The following is a 21,137-nucleotide window of genomic DNA, read 5'->3' on the forward strand; positions in this document are numbered from 1 at the left end:
TGCCTCACAGTTCCTTGCCCAGCCTGTGGATGAAGTCACGGGACCGCTCGGGGTCGAGTGACGCTGCCTCCACTCTACGGAAGAGCGTTCGAAAGACGCAGAGTTGGGCCTCGGAGTCGACGAACGCGGTACCGTGCGGCGCGTCGCGAACGGCGGTGTCCAGTCTGGGCACAGCCCCGCCAACCAGCATCATCGGGGCCCACGTCCCGCCGAAGCCATCCAGGTCGAACGGGATCACCCGCACAGTGATGTGATCTGCTTCGGAACGCTCCAGCACCTGGGCAAGCTGTTTACGCGAGGCAGAACGGTCACCCAACCTGATGCGCAGAGCCGCCTCGTGCACGACTGCTTCGTACGGCACCTTGATCCGCTGCCGCTCCAATCGGTGCTGTACGCGCAGTTCCAGTTCCGCCTCGGGAAGCTCAGGAACTCTGGAGGAGAAGGCGGCACGGGCGTAGGCAGGCGTCTGAAGCAGACCTGGGATGAAGAGGAACTCGACATCACGGCGATAGGTGGCGTGATGCTCCAGCTCGGCAATGTCCAGGAACGACGTGGGGAGCAGACCTCGGTACTCCTCCCACCAGCCGCGGGTCCTGTCGGTGGCCATCACGACCAGGGCGTCGACGAATTCCCCGTCCGTGCACGCGTAGTGCGATGCCAGCCGGCGCAGCCGTTGCTCACTCACACCCGTGAGCCCCGCCTCGATGTGGCTCATCTGCACTCTGTTCACACCAAGCAGCGTTGCGGCTTCAGTGGCGGAGAACCCTGCGGCTTCGCGAAGCCTGCGCAACTCGGCCGCCAAGCGTAGGTGACGCGCGGTGGGTTCACGCCTCAGGACCATCGCTCACTCCTCGTTTCAACACACCTGCTGGACAGACCCGTTCGGGTCCGGATCACACAATCGCCTTGCTACGGATGACATCTTAGGTCTACTTTCAGTGACGCGACGCACACACTGCGGAATCACCGGGCTCCCGGAAGCGCACCGCTCCGTCCTGCCACGACGGCTGCGGCACTGCCACCGCCGGACATCCCGCAGCTCTCCGAACCTCCCACTCCAGAATCGGAGCTGCCGTATGCCCGAAAACGCCCCCTGGGAGTACACGCTGTACATCCCCAACGACCCCAGAGCCGTCACCATCAGCCGCCGCACCCTGCGCCTGATCCTCACGATGCATGGCCTCATTCGCTTGGTCGACACAGCCGAACTGCTCGCCGCAGAGCTGGTTTCCAACGCCGTACGCCACACGATGGGCCCCGCCGCCCTCCGCATCGCCTGGTCGACGGGCGTCCTGAAGATCGGCGCCTGGGACGCCGACCCCGAACCTCCCGAGCCGGCGGACGAATTGAGCCTCTCCGAGGAAGCGGACGGAGGGCGAGGGCTGACCCTGGTACGGGCCTGCGCCGACCTGTGGGGATGGCAGCCACTGTCCAGACACGGCAACCGGGGCAAACTCGTGTGGTGTGAACTCGCCACCGTTTAGTAGTGGTCCGTACGGGACTCGGATACGGAGCCCGTCGGCGACCTTGATCAGTGGTACAGAGGCGGAGCACCGACATGGCGATCTTCATCGCGTGAATCTGAGGCCGAATTCCGAGGGCGGAAGAGACCCACCACATCTCAGGGTCGCCGCACCTCGTGCACGAGTTCCGAAGAGTTCCGAATCAGCAGCCGTTGGCCTTGGCCACGACCGGAACGAGCTTTCTCACCAACTGCGTTAGCGTCTTGTCCGCCTTGGAGAGGTCCTTGGGATAGAAGGCAAGGATCTCCACAGAGAAACTGGTCCTGGGGAGATCGCCCGCATCGGGCGAGTACCCGGGGCATGCTGCCACCGCCACAGCACCACGGGAGTACAGGGCGATGTTGCCTGTGGCATCGACGGTGACCTTCGTGTCTCCGTCGCCGTACTCGGTGGCCCTCTTCTCGGCGATCCGGCGGGCAGTTGGTGCGTCCTCGTGGAAGAAGCTGCTGACGAGGAGTGTCTTGGCGTTGTCGACCGCGTAGTCGCACCCCGAGGCGTACTTGCCGTTGTCGAGGGCATCGCCGGTCTGCGTCAGCTTGCTCCCTGCTGGAAAGAGGGGTTCGATGGCCTTCTTCCCGACGTGTGCCCCACACAAGGTGTCAGGCAAGGCGTACGCGACTTCGGGCTTCTCCTCACCAGAGCAGGCCGTGAGCAGAAGCGCGGTGGCGAAAAGTACTGCGCAGCACATACGGCGGCTGGAATAGCGGTCAGCCATGGTACTGGTCCCCCCACTCGGCGCCGGTGGCGTGGCTCTGGTCGACCTCTCTACCCACGGCGTCCTGCAAGTCCTGGCTCCCTCCGGAGCGGGCGATGTCAGCGCGAACCGCCTCCCGCAGCGCCGACTCACCGCTGGTGTAGCTTCTGCCCGCCTCGCTCTGGGCCTCGTTGGTAGTGTCGTGGTACAGCCTGTTGGCCACGTTCTCCTGGATGTCCTCGATCGCCCAGCCTGCGACGTCGCCAACGACCGGGACCTTGATGGCACCTGTGGCCAGGCCCAGGCCGCGACCGACCCACTTGTTGGCGGTGTCGACACCTTCGTTGTACTCGGCGTCCCCGTGCGCGTGGGTGTCATGAACGGCGTGCGCACGGGCAGCGCTCATGATGCCCGCGACCTCGGCTCCCGGGTGCGCGGCAGAGGAGACGCGCTGCGTGAGGGAGACGTCGCTGTCGTCCGGTCCCTTGATCTCCGCGTCGATGACTGCCGACGTGTAGGCCTGCTGAGAACCGGTGAGCGCGGCATAGGCCTCAGGATCCTGGCTGACCTGATAGAGGAATTCCTTGGTCACCTCGGGGTCCAGATCAGCACTCGTACCTTGGACGGGCAGACCATTCTGGCCGCTGATCGAGCGCTGGATGTCGCCCATGTAGTCGGCGCCGATGTTGCCAAGGCTGTCAGTGGCAGCCGCGTAAGGGGCGGTTCCGTCGTCGCTGTTGAGGAGCCCTCCGGCATCAGGTCCGCTGAATTTATTGATCACCTGGGTGGCCAGAGCGGCCTGCTCCGGCGTATGGGCCAGGGATCCGGTTGAAGGGTCAGCGCCGGCCGGGCGGCCCGTAGTGGCTGCTTCGAGGGCGTGGCCCAGGGAGTCCGGGAAGTCGTTCATGGACTTTTTCGCGGCGTCGGGGTCGTGGCCCGTGATGTCGGGGAAGGACTCGTAGTCCTTGTTGACGAGGTAGTCCAGGTAGCTGTTCGAGCCGTCGATGTTGGCAAGCTCGCCCTTGTGGGTGCCGTCCTCGGCGTACTTCTCCATAGGTGGCGTGAAGTAGTCGGTGGCCGCCTGCGGACTGTGTCCCAATGCCTCCAGGACGCTGTTCATGGGGTCGTAGCCCGCGCCGTTCTTGCCCCAGGGATTGAAGCCGTACTCCGGGTCTCCGAAGTCGGACTTCGTTCCGGCGAAGAAGTACGGGTCCTTGGCGTGGAGTTGGGTGACGTGCTCCGCGATGGGGGTGAGGAAGGAGGAGTCGTAGTCGCCGTAGCGGAGGATGCCGCCGAGGAGCTGGTAGCCGTAGGGGCCCTCGCGCATGCTGTCCGGGTACAGCGGGATGTGCTGGGTGCCGAGTTTGCGTAGTTCGGCGGTCCACTGCTCGTCCAGGTGCGGGGTCTTGCCCGGGTTCGAGGCGGTGGCCAGGTTGTTGCCCATGTTGCGCTGCAACTGCCGGATCAGCGCCTTGCGTTCGTCACTGGCGTCGGACGTCTGCAGGGCGAGTTGACCGTAGAGCTGGAGCGTGCCCTTCTGGCCGAGCTGCTTGTAGAAGGTGGTGGAGAACTCCGCGTCGCCCTGGTTGGACTTCAGCAGGTGATTGAGCTCGGTGAGCTCCTTGTCGGTGAGCTTGTCGCCCTTCTTCATCAGCTCGGCCGCGTGCGTGGCGTCGGCGGAGTCGAGGGATGTGACGACCTTGGAATTGAAGTTGTCCGTGTAGCCGCCGAGGTCGCGGCGCAGGGCCCAGCAGGCGGTGTCGTCGGCGTCGGCGGCGCGCTGGAGGACGGCCGTGATGCGGGCGGCGAAGGCGTCGCAGGCCTGCTGCTGTTCACGGATCAGGGCCTGGCCGTCGGGGTCCCGGCGGCCGATGGGGTCCTGGGAGGCGTCGTCGCGCGGGGTGACGACGCCGGTGGCGCTGACGTGCAACTCCTGCTTCGGTGCTTCCACTTCGGCGAGTTTGTGGAGCTTGGTCTTGGCCGTCTGCAACTCGGTGTGAAGTGAGGTGAGGACACCGGCGACGCCCTCCGCCTCCCTCTGGGCGTCCGCGAACTCCTGGTGGGCGGCGCGTACGTCGCTGTCCGCCTTCGCCGCCGTCAGTACCGGCTGGTGCCACCCGGCCTGCTTGAAGGGCTTGGCCACCTCGTCGCCGTACGCAGTGTGCAGGCCCTTGAACTTGGTGGCCGTCTCCCGCCAGCGGTCGGCCGCCGCTTCGAGATTGCTGAGATTGAGGTGGTACAGCTGCTCGTACGTCGGCATGGCTGCGGTGGGTCCCCGTGGTCTGGTGAGCGCTGTGGGCGGTGGCGGGTTCGGGCCGGGGTCAGCCGAAGGGCGACGGCTGGCCGGACAGGGAGCGCATGGTCTGCGTGTTCGCCGTCTCGGTGCTCTGGTAGAGCAGACCCGAGCCGCCGCACTGACGGGAGAGGCCGTCGCACTTGGACGCGAGTGCCGAGACCTGACTCGACCAGGTCTCCGCCAGGCCGCTGAGTGCTCCGCCGAGACCGCCGTCCCAGTTGCCGCTGCCGAAGTCCTTGGATGCCGAGCGGGTCTCGTCCACCGGGTGGGCGCCGGTAGTTCGCGTCCGTCCCGCCATCTCCTGCGCGCCGGTGCCCGCACGGTTCAGGGCTGCCGGATCCTCGATGTCCGTTCCGCCAGACATGTTCTGTCCCCCGAGTCGTCCGAGTCGGCTCCCGCTCCTCACCGGGCGGAAGTCTTCGACTGGTGAAGCAAATTCATCTGCGATGCGTAAGCAAAATATCATCGCGATGCGCTGCCTCCCGTGGGGACTTGACTGGATTCCGCTCCCCGGATCCGGGCCGGTCAGCGGTTCAAGTCCATGATTCCGACGCCGAGCCCGGCATAGGCTTCCGGAGCCACAGTGGCCACCAGCGCCCCTTCCGGGAGCATCATGTTCGGCCGTGCCACGTGTGCGGCTGCCGCGACAGCGAGGGCGACACCGTCGCGGTGCAGTTCGGCCACGGTCACGGCCAGCGCGTAGTCGTCGTCGACGATGCGGAGAACGTCCGGCAATACGCCTACGTGGGCCACGATCCCCCCGCGCTCGCGCTCGGCTTCCACGAGGCACAGGACCGGCACCCACAGGCGCACGTCATCGCTGGACGCCGCGCCGTGGATGAGACCGGAAACCTGCTTGTTGCCACCCATCGCCAGCAGCGTGGAGCTGTCGAGGACATAGTGCTCGATCTGGTTCAACGCGACGACTCCGCCTCAGCGAGAGCAGCCCGGTGCGCAGCCGTGGCCTCCCGCATCTTGCGTCGCATCTCTGCGGATTCCTCGTCCGTGACGTAATGCCCGAACCGCTCGGCGAGGACGGCGCGAGTCCGGTCCGCGCGCTCCTTGATCTGCTCCGGGGTCAGCGTCTGCGCCGCTATTTCCTGCATCAGTGCACGAAGACTCGTCCCCCTTGCCTCCGCCACTGCGGCGAGCTGGTCACGGACTTCGGCAGGCACGCGGATCATGACGTCGGACATGAGGTCAGTATACGCCACGTATACATCGGCGCACCGCGAAGAACTGCCGACCGGCCCACAGCCGGCCTGGCTCAGCTCTCCCCCCGCGGGAACGACACCTCCACCCGGCGGTTCTTCTTGCGGCCCGCTTCCGTGGCGTTGGAGGCGATGGGGTAGTCCTCGGAGTAGCCGCGGACCTCGTAGGTGATGCCCGAGTCCTTCAACTCCTGGTCCAGGACGTCCTGTACGGCGTTGGCGCGCTGGCGGGAGAGGGTGCGGCCGTGGGCGTAGCTGCCCAGGTTGTCGGTGAAGCCGAAGACGCGGATCCGGGTGGCGTTCTGGTTCTTGATCTCCGCCGCGATCGCGCTGATGCGGGCCCTCGCGTCGCCGTTCAGCTTCGCGCTGTCCTTGCCGAACAGGACCTCCGCCTGGAGGGCGAACTTCACGTCCGCGTTGGTGTCCTCGCGGCGTTCGTCCCCGCTCTGGTCCTCCACGACCTGCTTGATGTCCAGGACCTTCGGTTCGGCGAGGGTGGCGCCTTCCGGGAGCTTGAGGTCCGGGTCGTTGGGGTCCACCTCGACGGGTGCGGTGGCGGAGGGTTCGGTGCCCGGGGGGACGCTGGGGCCGCCGTCGTCCGCCTGGGCGGGGGTCAGGGTCAGAGCCGCCATGAGCGACGCGACCGTGAGGGCCAGGGCCAGGCGGGTTGGGGTTCGGGTGGCGGTCATGGTGGGCGTCATCCGGAGATCTGGATGGGGGCGGAGGCGAAGGTGGGGAGTTGGAAGGTGACTTCGGTCGTCTTCGTCGGGGGGGCGGGGAACTGGACGAAGACGGCCAGGGATTCGCCGGGTTGCAGGGACGAGAAGCCTGTCGTCGTCAGCGGTCGACCGTCCGTGTCACGCAGCACGTAGTAGCGCTTCTTCGAGGCGGCGTCCACGAGGGTCGCGCCGCCCAGCGACATGCCGTGCCGAAGGATCTCCGTCTCGTCTCCGCGCACCGCCGGTGGAATGGTGATGCGCTTGGAGCCGTCGTTCTTCAGGTTGCCGTTCACCGTGACGAAGCCGCCGGCGTCCCGAGTGGCCGAGGTGATCTGGAGCAGCAGCCCGCTCGAGCCCTTCAGTTCCGCGATCGGCTCGTCGGACTCGCCGTCCTGAGTACTCGGGTCGGACCCACCCGTGCGGGAGGCCGACGCCGACGTCTCCGGCTTCTTGTCGTCGCCGCCCCCGCTGCAACCGGCCACACCGACGGCCAGTCCGGCCGCGATCGTCAACGCGACCATCCCCCTGCGGGCCTTCGCCGTGAACCGAATGCTCATCACTCCGCTTCCTTCGTCACTCGTCAGTCGCTCGTGCCAGATGGACGTCGAAGAGGTCTTCCGGTCCCGGCAGGTCCGTGAGGTGCTCCGGGTCCAGGGTCCACTCACGGCCGTCCTCGCAGATGAGCTTTGGCAGCACGTCCGCGTCCGCGTCTTCGCCAGGCAGTTTGAAGTCGCAGAGCCTTTCGATGATCGCCGTGGCTGTCTCGGTCGACCGCTTGCCCTCGACCCCGGGGACAATGGAATCACCGACGGACTTGTTCGTCTTGACTTCGACCTTGTAGCCCGGATGCAACCCGGCCAGCGATTGGCAGCCCAAAGTGGTGGCATCGTTCTGCGCGGCCAGTTCGTCCGCCCGTGCACAACCGTTGAACTCCACTCCCACACCGTTGAAGATGTCCTGCCACTTGGTGGGATCGAGGATGCTCTCCACCCACTTGTCGGTCAGCTCGTCCCGCGTGTCCAGGGCCGCTGCCAGCGCCGCTGCGTCGGCCGCAGTCTGGGCGCCGTTCCGATTCGCCGCGGCCTGGCCGACCGCCAGGAAGGCCAACGCGAGAAAGAGCAGGCCCGCCACCACCATGATGTAGATGGGGAAAGCCTGCCCTGCGTCGCCGTGTCTACGAGCCCCGGTCAGCCGCTGATGACTTCGTTGACCTTGTCCACGATCGCCGTGTAGATCGTGTTGCCGATGTCCGTCCCCGTGATCGCCAGCACGATCGCCACCACCACCGCGATGATGCCCAGGTACTCGACCGCGGTCTGACCCTTGTCGTCGTTGAACCGGTTGCTCATCGTGAGACCCTTCGGTGTCGCCGCCATCGGCCACCGGAGCGTAGACCCGCCGGTTCCGGTCGGCGCAGGGTCCCTGGGCCCAAATCCGGGCCCAACCTCGCATCGGCACGGCTCACCCCACCCCTCGGCCCGAACTCGGCGCCGTGCCCAGCCACTTCGCGGCGGCCTCGGAACGGCTCGTGCTGTGGAGCTTGGCGAAGATGCGGTTGATGTGGTTCTTGACCGTCTTCTCGCTGATGAAGCAGGCGGCGGCGATCTGCTGGTTGGTCATGCCGGATGCGATGAGGTCCATGATCTCCGCCTCCCTCGCGCTGAGTTGGAAACGCGACCTGTCCGATGACGACTGTCCCACAGATGGTTGCAGTTGCGAAAGCCCTTTGAGGGGGATTCGCTGTGCAGGGGATGGGGCATGGGGATTTACGTGTGCATTCGCATCGCGTAGGTGGGTCAGGAGGGCGCCCGCCGCCGTGGGGGTGAGGTGGGTGCGGCCCTGCACGGTGTCCCGTACCGCCGCAGCGAGTTGGTCGGCCGTGAACTCGCCGTGGACGAGGTAGCCGTCGGCTCCCCTGCGCAGCGCTTCCTGGACGGTTTCCGGCTCTCCGCTGTACGTCAGCATCAGCACCGGGGCGATCGGCACCAGGTACGGGAGCGCCGAGAGCCCGTCCACGCCCGGCATGCGGACGTCGAGCAGGACCACGTCCGGGCGGTGCCGGCTCGCGGCCTCGTACGCCTCCCGGCCGTCCGCGGCCTCCGCCACGACCGTGATGTCGGCGCGGCCCGAGAGGAGGGCGGTGAGGCCCGCTCGGACCACCGGGTTGTCGTCGGCGACGACGATCCGGACGGGGGTGGCCGGGGCCAAGGCCGTGGGGAACAGTGCGATCGGTGGAGTGGGGTGCTGGGGGGCGTCCGGCATGTCGCGGCCTCCTCTCGGGGTGGGGTGGGGGGTCAGCGGTCCGACTGCGGGGGTGACAGGGGCAGTTCGAGGAGCACTTCCGTGCCCTTCGCGTCCGCGCCCTCGCCGATGTGGATACGGGCGCCCACCGACTCGGCGCGCTCCACCATGCCGACCAGGCCGAAGTGGCCGGAGCGGCGGAGTTCGTCGAGGGTGGTGTCCGGCGGGAGGCCGCGACCGTCGTCCTGGACGCTGATGCTGAGCAGTTCACGTCCTGGGTCGATGTCCGCCGTGACCTCGATGCGCGTGGCCTCGGCGTGACGGTGGGCGTTCTCCATCGCCTCCTCGGTGATGGTGAGGAGTTGGCGGGCCACCGGGTGGGGGACGGCCAGTTCGGAGTGGGGGCGGTCAGGGGGCCGGTAGGTGGTGGGGAGCGTGGTGCGGGCGCTGAAGTTCCTTGTGCGGGTCGCCAGTTCCTCCAGCACGTCCGTGGTGGGGGCGGGGTCCCGCCGCAGGTCGGTGAGGAGTTCGCGGGACTCGGTCGCCGCTCTGCGGGCCGCTCGGGCCACGAGTTCGGCCTGCTGCTTGAGCAGGGCCGGGTCCGGGGCGGGGGCTGCCGCCGACGCCGCCAGGCCCTCGGCCGCCAGGGCCACGCCGTGGAGGGTCTTCGCCACCGAGTCGTGCATCTCCCGTGCCAGTCGGGCTCGTTCCTCGCCGATCGCCTCCGTCACGGCCAGGCGGGCCTTCATCGCGGTCAGGGCCTGGGTCGCGGTGCCGAAGCGGAGCAGGAGGTTGCGCAGGGTGGAGCCGACCGCGCCCGTGATCACGCAGAAGCCGGGGAGGAGAAGGATGTCGGCGGGGGTCGCGTTCGGGTGCGGGAGGGCCGTCTGGGCCAGCAGGAGGATCAGGGACTGCAGGGACGCGAAGACCGCGGCTCCTCGCCAGCTGTACGCGATGCCGGCCAGGAGCGGGGTGCAGACGCTGACGTAGGCGAGCGTGGTGTCGGGGCCCGCGGAGATCAGGAGCAGGCTGGCGAAAAGGGTGTCCGCGGCGAGGAGGGTGGGGTGGCGCAGGAGGAGGGGGCCGAAGCGTTCCCAGTCCCGGAAGAGGGCGTAGGAGGTGATGAAGGTGATGACCACCGCGGCGCCGACGAGACGGGTGCCGAGGCCGGGGTTGGCGTTGAGGAGGGCGGCGGGGGCGGCGAGGGCGATCATGGCCAGCCGGAAGCCGAAGACCTGGCGGCACATGGCCTGCAGGGCGTTGACCTGGATGTCGAGTGCGGGTGCGTGGGGGTGCGCGTCGTCGGTCTTCCCGCCCGCACCACCCCCGCGGCCATCGTCGTCGGATGCGGGTGACCGCTGCGGGGGCTGATCACCGTCGGCGACCTCGCGTCCGTTCACGCCCTCCGTCGCTACGGCCCCCAGCGGCAGCCACGGCATCGCCGCCCGGGCGTCACCCGCGGGCCGGGACCCGGCTTCCGGCCTGCACGTCGGCGTCGGCCTCGCCCCGCTCGCCCGCCCCATCCTCCGCGCACCCGTCATCGACACAGCCGCCCCCTACTTCCCCGTGATCGTGCCGAAGTCGGTGCCCGAGCCGAGCAGCAGGCCCGCGGCCAGCAGAAGCATCGTGGCCGGGACCATGAAGGTGGTGATCATCATGGTGGCCTTGGGGACCGCGCGGGCGGCCTTGCGGCGGGCGTTCTGGGCGTCCGTGCGGCGCATGTCCTTGGCCAGGGAGACCAGGGTGTCCACGATGGGGGCGCCCAGTTCCTCGCCCTGCTGGAGCGCCGTCACGAACATCGCCACCTGTTCGGAGTCGTTGCGGCGGCGCAGCTCCGCGAACGCCTGGCGGCGGCTCATGCCCAGGTCCATCTGGCGGAGGGTGATGCGCAGTTCGTCCGCCCAGGGGCCCTCGTACTTGGAGGCCACCCGGTCCAGTGCCTGGCGGAAGCCCAGGCCAGCGCTCACCACCACCGCGAGCACGTCCAGGAAGTCGGGGAGCGTGCGCTCGATGACGTCCTTCCTGACCCGGATCGCCGACCAGATGCCGACCTCCGTCCAGAACGCCCCGAACGCCAGCAGGAGCAGGGCCACCAGGATCTGGCCGCGGAGGAGGAAGACCAGGAATCCCAGGGCGCCGAGGAAGCCGTACACCGCCCTGCGGGCCGCGTAGCGGTTGATGGTCAGGCCGCCGGGGTTGCCCGCGAGGTCGATCTTGCGGCGGTACTTGGCGACCTGCTTGGGGCCCATCAGACGCAGGACGGCGGGCGCGTAGCGCATGCCCATGCGGTCGATCAGGGAGTCGACCGCGCCGGTGCGGGTCGATCCGACCTCCAGTGCCAGCACCAGGTCGTTCGGTAGTTTCGCCTCCGCCCGGTACATGCGGATGCCGGCGAAGACGCCCCACACGCTCACGGCCATCAACAGGGCCAGCCCGACAGCGATCACAGCCGTACCCTCCTCAGACGTCGATCCGTGACATGCGGCGGATCAGTACGAAGCCCACCGAGTAGAGGGCGAACGCGATGATCACCGCGCCCTGGCCGAGCGGTGAGCCCGTCATCCGCGCCAGCGCGCCGTCCTTCACGCCGTTCATCAGGAACAGCGAGCCGATGCCCAGCACCGGAACGGCGTACGAGGTCATGTTCACCTGGGAGAGCTGGGTGCGGACCTCGCGCCGGGTCTCCTTGCGTTCCTCCAGCGTCTCGGTCAGGTTCCTCAGGGCGCTGACCACCTGGCCGCCCGCCCGGTTCGAGAGGACCAGGGTCGTCACCAGGACCACCAGTTCCCGGGACGGCAGCCGCTTCGCCATCTCGTCCAGGGCGTCCTCCATCGCCACGCCCACCGCCAACTGGTTGGCCACGTTGGCCAGTTCCTCCCCGGCCGGGGCCTCCAGCTCCTCCGCCGCCATGCCGATCGCGGTGCGCAGGGCGAGGCCGGCGTGGGTGGCGTTGGCCAGGATGCGGGCCAGTTCGGGGAGTTGGTTGATGAACTTCTCGATGCGTTTCTGGCGCTGCCAGTTGAGGAACTGCACCGCCGCCCAGACGCCCGCGAGGCCGGCCAGCGGGCCGAAGAAGGGTGCCAGGGTCGCCTGTCCGATCAGCCACAGTCCTCCGACGAGCCCGATCATCGCGGCGAAGAACTCGCCCGGTGTCACGTCAAGGCCCGTCGCCGCCAGCCGCAGTTCCAGCTCCCGGCCGAGCCGGGTCCGGCGCAGCCGGCGGTCCAGGTCGCGGAAGTGCCGGCGGCGGCCGGTGTACGGCACCTGGCCCGCTGCGGTCAGCCGGTCGACCAGGGCCGCCCGCTGCGCCCGTCCCCTGGCGTAGACGTGGACGCCCACGACGGCGAGGGCGCAGGTCAGCAGGGTGGCGCCGACGGTGAGCCTGACTAGGTTCTGGAGGTCCATGGGAGGGGGTCCTACCTGGCTTCTCGGAGGGCCAACTGGGCCGCGGACTGGGCCACCCCGAAGGCCTGGGGGGTGGGCTGGCTCGCCATGTAGAGGCGGTCGACGGCGCGGCGCGGGAGCGGGAAGTACTGGAACCGGCCGTAGATCCGGCCGTCCGCCGCCATGGGCTGGGCGTCGAAGCGGGCCACCGTGGCCAGCCGGTACGGCTCGCTGCCGTTGCTGTCGAGCAGGGCGATCTCGGTGATCCGGCGGGCGCCGTCGGCGAACCGGGTGAGCTGGATGATCACGTCGACGGCGCTGTTGATCTGGTCGTGCAGCGCCTCGAAGGGGATCTCCACCTCCGACATGGAGGCGAGGGTCTTCAGCCGCATCAGCGCGTCCTCGGCGCTGTTGGCGTGGACCGTGGCGAGGGAGCCGTCGTGGCCCGTCGACATCGCCTGGAGCATGTCGAGGGACTCGCCGCCGCGGACCTCGCCGACCACGATCCGGTCGGGGCGCATGCGCAGCGAGTTGCGGACCAGGTCCCGGATGGTGACCCGGCCCTGGCCCTCCACGTTCGGCGGCCGTGCCTCCAGCCGGACCACGTGCCGTTGCTGGAGCTGGAGTTCGGCCGAGTCCTCGATGGTGATGATCCGGTCGCCCTCCGGGATGAGCCCGGACAGCGCGTTGAGCAGGGTCGTCTTCCCGGTGCCCGTGGCGCCCGACACGATGATGTTGAAGCGCGCCTGCACCAGGCCGGCCAGCAGGTACAGCATGTTCTCGTCGAGCGAGTCGAAGCCGACCAGTTCCTGGAGCGTGTAGGAGCGCGGGAAGCGGCGGATGGTGAGGATCGCGCCGGTCAGGGAGAGCGGCGGGATGATGACGTTCACGCGCTCGCCGGACGGCAGGCGCGCGTCGACCATCGGGTTGGTCTCGTCGACCCGCCGGTTGACCGTGGAGACGATGCGCTCGATGGTCTGCATCAGCTGGTCGTGGGAGGGGAAGCGCAGCGGCAACTGCTCGACCCGGCCGCCGCGTTCGACGAAGATCGAGTCCGGGCCGTTGACCATGATCTCGGTGATGGAGGCGTCTTCGAGCAGCGGTTCCAGGATGCCGAGGCCGAGTGCCTCGTCGACCACCCGCCGGATCAGCTGCGAGCGCTCGACGGTCGACAGGACCGGTCCCTCGCGGCTGATGATGTGCCCGAGCACCCGCTCAAGCCGGGCCCGGCGCTCGGCCGCCGCCAGCGAGCTCATCTCCGCGAGGTCGATCTCCTCGAGGAGCTTGGCCCGGTAGGAGGAGACCAGATGGCCGTCCTCGCCCCGGCTGCCGTTCTCCTCGGGGGTGTTGATGCGGGACCGCAGACTCATGGGGGTACCTCGTTCAGTGGTCGAGCGGCATGGTGGCGGTCTTGACGGCGGGGTCGAAGTCCCAGCCGGGGACGATCGACGGGATCTGGACGGTGGCGGTGACGGTGACCGAGTCGCCGCCCCCGCCCTCGGCGCAGTCGACGGACAGCCAGTCGCTGATCGCGTTCACACAGCCGTCCTGCGCGCTCAGGTCGAGCGAGGCGGCCCGCGCCCCGGCCCTGGCCGCCGTGCCGGCCTGCTGGGCGGTGTAGGCGATGAGCCCGATCTGGACGCCGGCCATCGCGACGAGGATCAGGATCGGGATGAAGCCCAGGTATTCGAGGGCCACTTGGCCGCGGTCGCGGTGTTCTCGGCTCTTCCCTGAGTACGACATCTCAGTGCCTGTCCTCCTCCACCGCACCCGCGTGGCCCTCCACGTCGAAGGGGAAGCCGATCGAGCCCGGGAACAGGACGGGGACCTGGAGGGTGACGGTGGCCTTGACGTAGCCGCCCCCGGTCGCGCAGCTCACCGTGCCGCTCCACGCGCCCGGCAGTTTGTCCGTGCCCGCCTCCTGGCATGCCGCCTGCCGCTCCCCGGCCGGAACCGCCGTCCCCGCCCGCGCCGCCTCGTCCGCAGCATTCCCCGCGAGCGTGAAGGTGTACCCCAGCAGCACGAACTGCCACAGCAACACCAGCGTGATCAGGATCAGCGGGGTCATCCCGAGGAACTCGATGGTCACCTGTCCCTCGTCCCGCCGCCCGCTCACCTCCCGAGCTCCTTGCGCCGCCGGAAGGCCAACGCCCCCCGCTCCCGGCCGCCGTTGCGATGGGAGTTCGCCTCCGTGCCCTTGACCAGGCCCAGTTCACCGGCGAGCGTCCACAGGGCCTGCTTCACCGTGCCCTTGGCGTCGAGTTCATGGACCCGGCCCGCGTCCACCGCGCCCTGGAGCTCCTTGAAGTTGGCCGGGATCACGGTCGCCGCGACGCCGGTGCCGGTGATCTTCTGGATGAGCGGGGGCTGGATCTCCGTACCGCGGCTGTGGCGGTTGACGACGACGGTGGTCTCCTCGGCCTTGCGGACCTGGAGGCGGTCCCACATGCGCACGGCTCGCTTCGCGCCGCGTACAGCGACCACGTCCGGCGTGGTGACCAGCAGGGCCGTGTCGGCCATCTCCACGACCGCCGCACCGGCCCCGCTGAGCTGCGACCCGCAGTCGACGACGACGACCTCGTAGCGGGAGCGCAGGGCGGAGACGATCTGGCGGGCGGCGCGCTCGGTGACCTCCTCGCCGCGTTCGCCCTCGCCGGGGGCGAGCAGCAGCGCGAGACCGGTGTCGTGGGCGAAGACGGCGTCGGCGAGGACGCGCGGGGAGATGTCGGTGATGGTGGCGAGGTCGACGACCGAGCGGCGGAACTGGACGTCCAGGTAGGAGGCGATGTCGCCGGTCTGGAGGTCCATGTCGAGCAGGGCGGTGGGGCGGCCGGAGGCCTGGGCGGCGAGGGCGAGCTGGACGGCGGTGGTGGTGGCGCCCACGCCGCCCTTCGCCCCGCTGACGGTGACGACGGTGCCGCCGATGCCGGTGAAGACGTCGGTGGCGGCGCCCAGGTGCCGTCGTACGCCCGTGGACCACTGGGCGACCGCGTGCACCCGGGTGGCGAGCTCCTCGTAGCCGAGCGGGAGGGCGATGAGGCCGCGGGCGCCGTAGTCCATGGCGGCCTGGAAGAGGCCGGGGCCGACGTCGGAGGTGACGAGGATGACGCCGACGGCCGGGAAGCGGAGGGCGACCTCACGGATCAGCTCCAGGGCCGGGACGGGGCCGATGCGCTCATGGACCACCACGACCTCGGGCAGCTCGTCGATGGACTCGGACGCCAGGCGCGCGAGGGTGTCGATGAGCTGGGTGGAGTCGGTGACCGGGGCGACGGGCTCGGCGTCCGGGAGCTGGCTGAGCAGCGTGGTGAGGGAGCGGACCGCGTCCGCGTCGCCGACTGCCGGGAGGATCCTCGTGGGCATGGCGGCCTCTCACTTGTCCTTCGCGAGTTCGTACGTGCGCTCCCTGTCGGGGACCGTGCCGGTCTCGCCGGGGGCGACCAGGGCGAGGCGGACGCGTTTGGCGAACGACTCGGCGTACGTGATGCGCTGGGCATCGAGGGCGGAGAGGGCGAAGGTGATGGGGCGGGCCTCGGTGGCGGCGCGGGTGCGTGCGTCGGCGTCGGGCTGGAGCGAGGTGAGGTCGCCGACGTCCAGGACGCGCGCGTTCGTCACGATGATCTTGGACTGGTCGGGATCACCCTCCCGCTGTCCCTCGAAGGTCGCGTACACGTTGACCGCGGAACCCGGCGTGATCTTGCCGGCGACGCCGGTCGCCGCGTCGATCATGATGGCGACCTCCTGCTGCCCGGGCTGGAGCGCGGGCTGGTCGACGATCATGTCGCTCTGCAGCAGCGAGCCCTTCTTGAGGGTCGTCACGGCGATCTTGTCGCGGAGGGCGGCGAGGTCGGTGACCGCGTTGGCGGACAGCCAGCGCTTCGGCATCTCGGTCTTCTCGAACTGCGCCGCGGTGAGCCGGGTGTAGGGCTCGATGTCCTTCTTGACCTCGTACGCCGTGACCTCGGGGCCGACCTTGGACTTCACGTCGTCGATGACGGAGAGCACGCCGGCGAAGGCCGCGAGGGCGCCCAGGACCGACAGGAGCAGGAGTATCACGCCGCGGCGCTGACGGGAGTTCATCGGATGCCTCCGAGAAGACCCCGGCCTTCTGGCCGGGGAGGGACCGGACTCCTGCGGACCGGAGCAATGAGCCGAGATTCCACGCCAGGGTGAATCCCAGTGCTCCGACCCGCAGATTTGATCTTAACTAATAGCGGCATTAGTTTGTGAGCGTGCCCACGAACCGCGCGAAGCGGGCGTTCAAGTACCGCTTCTATCCGACAGATGTGCAGGCAGCCGAGCTGTCGCGCACCTTCGGATGCGTGCGGAAGGTCTACAACATGGCGCTCGCCGCCCGTACTGCGGCGTGGGCGCGGCAGGAGCGGGTCAACTACAACCAGACGTCGGCACTGCTGACCGCCTGGAAGAAGACCGAGGAACTGGCCTACCTCAACGAGGTGTCGTCGGTTCCGCTCCAGCAGGCTTTGCGACACTTGCAAGTGGCGTTCGCCAACTTCTTCGGCAAGCGGGCAAAGTACCCTCGGTTCAAGTCGCGGAAGAAGTCCCGCAAGAGCGCGGAGTACACCACGAGCGGGTTCCGCTTCCGTGCGGGAGAACTGACTCTCGCCAAGATGAGCGAACCGCTGGCCATCGTGTGGTCTCGCCCGCTGCCCGAGGGGTCGCAGCCGTCCACAGTGACCGTTTCGCTGGACGCGGCAGGGCGTTGGTTCGTGTCGATGCTGTGCGAGGACCCCGGTGTCTGGCCGCTGACCGCCACCGACGCGGCGGTCGGCGTCGACGTCGGTCTGGACCACCTGCTGACTCTCTCCACCGGGGAGAAGATCGCCAACCCGCGACATGAGCGTCGTGACCGTGCCCGTCTGGCTCTGGCCCAGCGCCGCCTGGCGAAAAAGGCCAAGGGCGACGGAGCGAACCGGGCCAAGGCCCGGCAGAAGGTCGCCAAGATTCACGCGAAGATCGCCGACCGGAGGCGTGACACCCTGCACAAACTCTCGTCCCGACTCGTCCACGAAAACCAAGTGGTCGTGATCGAGGACCTGGCCGTCCGCACCATGCTCAAGAACCACACGCTCGCCCGTGCGATCAGTGACGCGGCGTGGGCGCAGTTCCGGACGATGCTGGAGTACAAGGCAACCTGGTACGGGCGGGAACTCGTGGCCGTCGACCGCTGGTTCCCCTCCTCCAAGCTGTGCTCCGCCTGCGGCACCTTGCAGAACAAGATGCCGCTCCATGTCCGTACATGGACGTGCGACTGTGGCACGACCCACGACCGTGATGTGAACGCGGCGAAGAACCTTCTGGCGGCCGGGCTGGCCGTGTCTGTCTGTGGAGCTGGCGTAAGACCTCAACGGAGTACTCCGGGCGGGCGGTCGGCTGTGAAGCAGAAAACCCCACGGCGCGAGCCGTAGGAATCTCCTTCGTTTACGAGGGGGAGGAAGTCAAGAACCGTACAACCTCGTTTTTTTAGGGCTCGGTCGAGCGGAATCGGGGACGAGGGCAATCCGGTACGGCTCACCCGGCGGGCAGTTCGTGCGGATGCTGCTGTTGATGCTGCTGCTGTTGCTCGGGGACGGGCGTCACTGGTGCGGTGGCCGAGCAGAAGACGCAGCGGTCACCAATGACGTCGATACCGCACCAGTGACAGATGTTCTGCCGTACGGAGGTGACCAGTTGGTAAAGGACGGACAGGTCGGGCAGGAAGGTGCAGAACTCGATCAGCTTGCCGGTGCCCCACCACTCGGCGGACTCGGCGGGCAGCGGAGCCTCCCGCAGCCCCTGGATCCGCCAGGACCTGGCGAGCGCCCCGGAGACCCAGTCGGACTGCAGCTGGCCACGGGCGACGAGCATCGAGGTGGCGAACTCCGGGCCGGCGAGCGTGGCGTCGGGGGCGAGCCTGACGAGCTGCGGCTGGGGGTGGGCGAGCACGGCGAACTGACTGCCCGGCACCCATGACTTGGCGTGCGACTTGAGCCCGACGGGGACCCGGTCGAGCTTGGCCACCGAGCCGAGGAGCGCGCCCGCGTGGAGGTAGTGGGTGAGCAGCCGGCCCGCCGAGGCGAGGACGCCGGGGCTGAGGTCGCAGGAGGCGAGCTGCCTCAACTGGCGGGCCAGGACAGCGAGTCCCAAAGGTGGCAGTTCGGGCTGGAACAGGGCGATCCGGTCGCTCTCCAGGAGGGACCGCACGGTACGCAGCCGCTGGTCCACCGCCGGGGTCACGGCCCGGGAGTACACGACGACCACATGGCCGTGCTGGTCGATCAGCGCCTGGAGGGCGGCGAGCGAGTGGTCGAGCGGCTGCCGGTCGAGGCCGTCGAGCACGACGGCGGGCAGGGTCCGCTCGTCCTGTGCCGGCAGCGCCATGTCGGCACCGGTCACTGCGATGGCAGTTGGCACGCGCAGCTCCCCGTATCCCATGCCCGTGGGTCCGAACGGATCACTCCGTCGCACCCGGTCGACTTCACTGCGTGACTACCTGAGCACTGTAACCACGGCGCTGTGACCGGAGAACAGCGATTCTGTGACTTCCTGGCCGGACCGAGGTATCAAAAGCGGTTGATTCCTGCCCAGATGGGGCGCACTTGCCACGTGCGCGGGCCGGAGAAAGGCCAGTTGTGCATTCATCCTCGCCGCCCTCCTTGACAGCGGGATTGGTCTGGACCAACTCTCTTGTCATGCCCATACTCAGCAGAAAACCGGCGCGGTTCCGGACCGCGGCCCTCATCGCGGCCCTCGCCCTGGGCGGCACCCTCGGAGTCGCCGGACCGGCCTCCGCCGCGGACGTCAACAACGCGAAGAACGCCGGCTTCGAGTCCGGCCTGACCAACTGGACCTGTTCGGCGAGCAGCGGTACGACCGTCTCCTCCCCCGTGCACGGCGGCTCGGCCGCGCTGAAGGCGACGCCCGCCGGGCAGGACAACGCCAAGTGCGTCCAGACGGTGGCCGTGAAGCCCGGCTCGACGTACACGCTGAGCGCGTGGGTGCAGGGCGGTTACGCCTACCTGGGCGCGACCGGCACCGGCACGACGGACGTGTCGACCTGGACCCCGGACTCCGCCTCCTGGAAGCAGCTGACGACCAGCTTCACCACCGGTGCCTCGACGACCTCGGTGACGGTGTACACGCACGGCTGGTACGGACAGGCCGCGTACTTCGCCGACGACGTCTCGGTGTACGGCCCCGACGGGGGCGGCGGCGGTGATCCCGCTCCCACGGTCCCGGGGGCGCCGGCCGGCCTGGCGGTCTCCGGCACGTCCTCCTCGTCCGTCTCCCTGACCTGGAACACGGTGTCGGGCGCGACCGGCTACAACGTCTACCGCAACGGCTCGAAGGTCACGGCGGTCACCGGTACGTCGGCGACCGTGACGGGCCTTGCCGCCTCGACGTCGTACAGCTTCCAGGTCACGGCGGTGAACTCGGCGGGCGAGTCGGTGAAGTCGGGTGCGGTGACGGGGACGACGAGCGCGTCGACGGGTACCGGGGGCGGCGCGGTGCCGAAGCACGCGGTCACCGGGTACTGGCAGAACTTCAACAACGGGGCGACGGTCCAGAAGCTGTCGGCGGTGCAGTCGCAGTACGACATCATCGCGGTGGCGTTCGCGGACGCGACGACGACTCCGGGTGCCGTGACCTTCAACCTGGACTCGGCCGGGCTCGGCGGGTACACGGTCGACCAGTTCAAGGCGGACATCAGGGCGAAGCAGGCGGCCGGGAAGAAGGTCGTCGTCTCCGTGGGCGGCCAGAACGGCACGGTCTCGGTGAACGACCCGACGTCCGCGGCGAACTTCGCGAACTCTGTGTACGCGCTGATGCAGACGTACGGCTTCGACGGCGTCGACATCGATCTGGAGAACGGGCTCAACGCCACCTACATGTCCCAGGCGTTGCGGTCGCTCGCGGGGAAGGCGGGCAGTTCGCTGGTGCTCACGATGGCACCGCAGACGATCGACATGCAGTCGACGTCCAACGCGTACTTCCAGACCGCGCTGAACGTGAAGGACATCCTCACGGTCGTCAACATGCAGTACTACAACAGCGGTTCGATGCTGGGCTGCGACGGCAAGGTCTACTCGCAGGGCTCGGTGGACTTCCTGACCGCCCTGGCCTGCATCCAGTTGGAGGGCGGACTGTCCCCGTCCCAGGTGGGGTTGGGTCTGCCGGCGTCCACGAGCGGGGCGGGCAGCGGCTATGTCTCGCCGTCCGTGGTGAACAACGCGCTGGACTGCCTGACAAAGGGCACGGGGTGCGGCTCCTTCAGACCGTCGAAGACCTACCCCGACCTGCGCGGCGCCATGACCTGGTCGACGAACTGGGACGCGACGGCGGGGAACGCCTGGTCGAACGCGGTGGGACCGCACGTGCACGGGTTGCCGTAGTCACGGGTCAGGACGCGCCCTGGGTGTCGCCCCGGACCACCGGCAGGAGCACCCCGCCGGCCTCCCCGACCACCGGGCTCAGCTCGTGCCCGCCCGTGCGCTCCGCGCTGAGGAGCGGCACGGGCGGGCACGGGGCGGCGGGCAGGCACGGAACGCGGTGATCTCGGGCACGGGGCGGCGCCGGCTCCGGGCGCCGAGGTGCGTCCGCCCTCACGCCAGTGGCCTGTAGTACCCGAGGACCGGGGCCAGCCCGGCGAACCAGCGGCCCAGGGTGTCCCGGGTCTTCGCGTCGACCACACACTCGTAGAAGCGGCCGTCGAGGTGGATGACGGCCATCATCAGGGTCTTGCCGTTCGGGCCCGCCTTGTAGTGGACGCTGCGGATCTCGTGCCAGGGAAACTCGGCGGAGTGGCCGTGGTCCTCGAAGGCGACGCCCGCGGAGTCGACGACGACGGAGTTGTGGCGGTCGACGGCCATGAACTCCGGGCCCTCGGGGGGCGGAGGCGGGGGCGGGTAGCCGTAGCCGTACTGCGGGGGCGGCGGGCCGAAGCCCGGCGGGGGTGCGACCGGCGGAGCCATGGGCGGAGGCGGGGGCTGGTCGCCGTAGGGCGGACCGGGCGGTGGAGGGGTGGTCATCGGTGTCCGTCCCCTCGCGTCACGGACTGCTTCCAAGTCA

24 protein-coding genes are annotated in these 21,137 nt (G+C 68.8%); 3 read left to right on the forward strand and 21 right to left on the reverse strand.

The genetic code is table 11. The features are described 5' to 3' along the window. Positions 1-4: 4 nt before the first annotated feature. A complete protein-coding gene (locus RKD20_RS16120) occupies positions 5-841 on the reverse strand; it encodes a helix-turn-helix domain-containing protein (protein ID WP_424878334.1) in 837 nt (278 codons plus the stop codon). A 235-nt stretch (positions 842-1,076) separates the two neighbouring features. Between RKD20_RS16120 and RKD20_RS16125 the strand changes: the two genes are divergently transcribed. Then, positions 1,077-1,484, forward strand: coding sequence for an ATP-binding protein (locus RKD20_RS16125; RefSeq protein WP_424878335.1), 408 nt, complete (start codon positions 1,077-1,079; stop codon positions 1,482-1,484). Positions 1,485-1,665: 181 nt separating this feature from the next. Here RKD20_RS16125 and RKD20_RS16130 read toward each other — a convergent pair whose 3' ends face one another. The 18 genes from RKD20_RS16130 to cpaB all read right to left on the reverse strand — a co-directional run bounded on the left by RKD20_RS16130 (position 1,666) and on the right by cpaB (position 16,148). After that, positions 1,666-2,238, reverse strand: a complete 573-nt coding sequence (locus RKD20_RS16130; RefSeq protein WP_424878336.1) for a hypothetical protein — start codon at positions 2,236-2,238, stop codon at positions 1,666-1,668. Further along, positions 2,231-4,477 carry a hypothetical protein gene (locus RKD20_RS16135; RefSeq protein WP_424878337.1) on the reverse strand — a complete coding sequence of 749 codons (2,247 nt, stop codon included), beginning with the start codon at positions 4,475-4,477 and terminating at the stop codon, positions 2,231-2,233. The genes RKD20_RS16130 and RKD20_RS16135 overlap by 8 nt, the downstream gene beginning before the upstream one ends. A 61-nt stretch (positions 4,478-4,538) precedes the next feature. Beyond that, positions 4,539-4,877: a hypothetical protein gene (locus tag RKD20_RS16140; protein WP_398933837.1), complete on the reverse strand. Its 339-nt coding sequence runs from the start codon at positions 4,875-4,877 to the stop codon at positions 4,539-4,541. A 161-nt stretch (positions 4,878-5,038) separates the two neighbouring features. Beyond that, positions 5,039-5,431 carry a hypothetical protein gene (locus RKD20_RS16145; protein ID WP_424878338.1) on the reverse strand — a complete coding sequence of 131 codons (393 nt, stop codon included), beginning with the start codon at positions 5,429-5,431 and terminating at the stop codon, positions 5,039-5,041. Continuing rightward, entirely contained in the window at positions 5,428-5,709 is a 282-nt protein-coding gene (locus RKD20_RS16150) for an Arc family DNA-binding protein (protein ID WP_424878339.1), read from the reverse strand. Before RKD20_RS16150 ends, RKD20_RS16145 begins: the two co-directional genes overlap by 4 nt. 71 nt (positions 5,710-5,780) lie before the next feature. Continuing rightward, positions 5,781-6,413, reverse strand: a complete 633-nt coding sequence (locus tag RKD20_RS16155) for an OmpA family protein (protein ID WP_424878340.1) — start codon at positions 6,411-6,413, stop codon at positions 5,781-5,783. A gap of 8 nt (positions 6,414-6,421) precedes the next feature. After that, complete coding sequence (locus RKD20_RS16160; RefSeq protein WP_424878341.1) at positions 6,422-7,000, reverse strand: hypothetical protein; 579 nt, start codon at positions 6,998-7,000, stop codon at positions 6,422-6,424. Between the two features lie 16 nt (positions 7,001-7,016). After that, positions 7,017-7,634, reverse strand: coding sequence for a pilus assembly protein TadG-related protein (locus RKD20_RS16165; protein ID WP_424883227.1), 618 nt, complete (start codon positions 7,632-7,634; stop codon positions 7,017-7,019). Beyond that, positions 7,631-7,792, reverse strand: a complete 162-nt coding sequence (locus RKD20_RS16170; protein WP_167368204.1) for a Flp family type IVb pilin — start codon at positions 7,790-7,792, stop codon at positions 7,631-7,633. The genes RKD20_RS16165 and RKD20_RS16170 overlap by 4 nt, the downstream gene beginning before the upstream one ends. 112 nt (positions 7,793-7,904) lie before the next feature. Continuing rightward, positions 7,905-8,705 carry a response regulator gene (locus RKD20_RS16175; protein WP_424878342.1) on the reverse strand — a complete coding sequence of 267 codons (801 nt, stop codon included), beginning with the start codon at positions 8,703-8,705 and terminating at the stop codon, positions 7,905-7,907. A gap of 32 nt (positions 8,706-8,737) precedes the next feature. Further along, the gene (locus RKD20_RS16180) at positions 8,738-10,123 is read right to left on the reverse strand and encodes a sensor histidine kinase (protein ID WP_424878343.1); all 1,386 of its coding nucleotides are present in this window, start codon (positions 10,121-10,123) and stop codon (positions 8,738-8,740) included. Between the two features lie 117 nt (positions 10,124-10,240). Continuing rightward, the gene (locus RKD20_RS16185; RefSeq protein WP_424883228.1) at positions 10,241-11,128 is read right to left on the reverse strand and encodes a DUF5936 domain-containing protein; all 888 of its coding nucleotides are present in this window, start codon (positions 11,126-11,128) and stop codon (positions 10,241-10,243) included. A 16-nt stretch (positions 11,129-11,144) separates the two neighbouring features. Continuing rightward, entirely contained in the window at positions 11,145-12,089 is a 945-nt protein-coding gene (locus RKD20_RS16190; RefSeq protein WP_424878344.1) for a type II secretion system F family protein, read from the reverse strand. A gap of 11 nt (positions 12,090-12,100) precedes the next feature. Beyond that, positions 12,101-13,438 carry a CpaF family protein gene (locus tag RKD20_RS16195; protein WP_424878345.1) on the reverse strand — a complete coding sequence of 446 codons (1,338 nt, stop codon included), beginning with the start codon at positions 13,436-13,438 and terminating at the stop codon, positions 12,101-12,103. Between the two features lie 13 nt (positions 13,439-13,451). Then, positions 13,452-13,811 (reverse strand): TadE/TadG family type IV pilus assembly protein, encoded by a 360-nt coding sequence (locus RKD20_RS16200; protein ID WP_028808018.1) that lies wholly within the window; start codon positions 13,809-13,811, stop codon positions 13,452-13,454. Between the two features lies 1 nt (position 13,812). After that, the gene (locus RKD20_RS16205) at positions 13,813-14,184 is read right to left on the reverse strand and encodes a TadE family protein (protein ID WP_424878346.1); all 372 of its coding nucleotides are present in this window, start codon (positions 14,182-14,184) and stop codon (positions 13,813-13,815) included. Next, positions 14,181-15,431 (reverse strand): AAA family ATPase, encoded by a 1,251-nt coding sequence (locus RKD20_RS16210; RefSeq protein WP_424878347.1) that lies wholly within the window; start codon positions 15,429-15,431, stop codon positions 14,181-14,183. Before RKD20_RS16210 ends, RKD20_RS16205 begins: the two co-directional genes overlap by 4 nt. Positions 15,432-15,440: 9 nt before the next feature. Next, positions 15,441-16,148, reverse strand: a complete 708-nt coding sequence (gene cpaB / locus RKD20_RS16215; RefSeq protein ID WP_424878348.1) for a Flp pilus assembly protein CpaB — start codon at positions 16,146-16,148, stop codon at positions 15,441-15,443. Between the two features lie 146 nt (positions 16,149-16,294). On the opposite strand from cpaB, the gene RKD20_RS16220 reads away from it, so the two are divergent. Continuing rightward, a complete protein-coding gene (locus RKD20_RS16220) occupies positions 16,295-17,497 on the forward strand; it encodes an RNA-guided endonuclease InsQ/TnpB family protein (RefSeq protein WP_424878349.1) in 1,203 nt (400 codons plus the stop codon). Positions 17,498-17,600: 103 nt separating this feature from the next. Here RKD20_RS16220 and RKD20_RS16225 read toward each other — a convergent pair whose 3' ends face one another. Further along, positions 17,601-18,503: a hypothetical protein gene (locus RKD20_RS16225; protein ID WP_424878350.1), complete on the reverse strand. Its 903-nt coding sequence runs from the start codon at positions 18,501-18,503 to the stop codon at positions 17,601-17,603. 257 nt (positions 18,504-18,760) lie between these two features. Between RKD20_RS16225 and RKD20_RS16230 the strand changes: the two genes are divergently transcribed. Beyond that, positions 18,761-20,461, forward strand: a complete 1,701-nt coding sequence (locus RKD20_RS16230) for a chitinase (RefSeq protein ID WP_424878351.1) — start codon at positions 18,761-18,763, stop codon at positions 20,459-20,461. A gap of 210 nt (positions 20,462-20,671) precedes the next feature. On the opposite strand, the gene RKD20_RS16235 is transcribed toward RKD20_RS16230, so the two are convergent. Then, on the reverse strand, positions 20,672-21,097 hold the full coding sequence (locus RKD20_RS16235; RefSeq protein WP_424878352.1) for a hypothetical protein: 426 nt from the start codon (positions 21,095-21,097) through the stop codon (positions 20,672-20,674). Between the last annotated feature and the right edge of the window lie 40 nt (positions 21,098-21,137).

The organism is Streptomyces sp. SLBN-8D4 (assembly GCF_049739545.1).
GTDB lineage: Bacteria > Actinomycetota > Actinomycetes > Streptomycetales > Streptomycetaceae > Streptomyces > Streptomyces canus_C.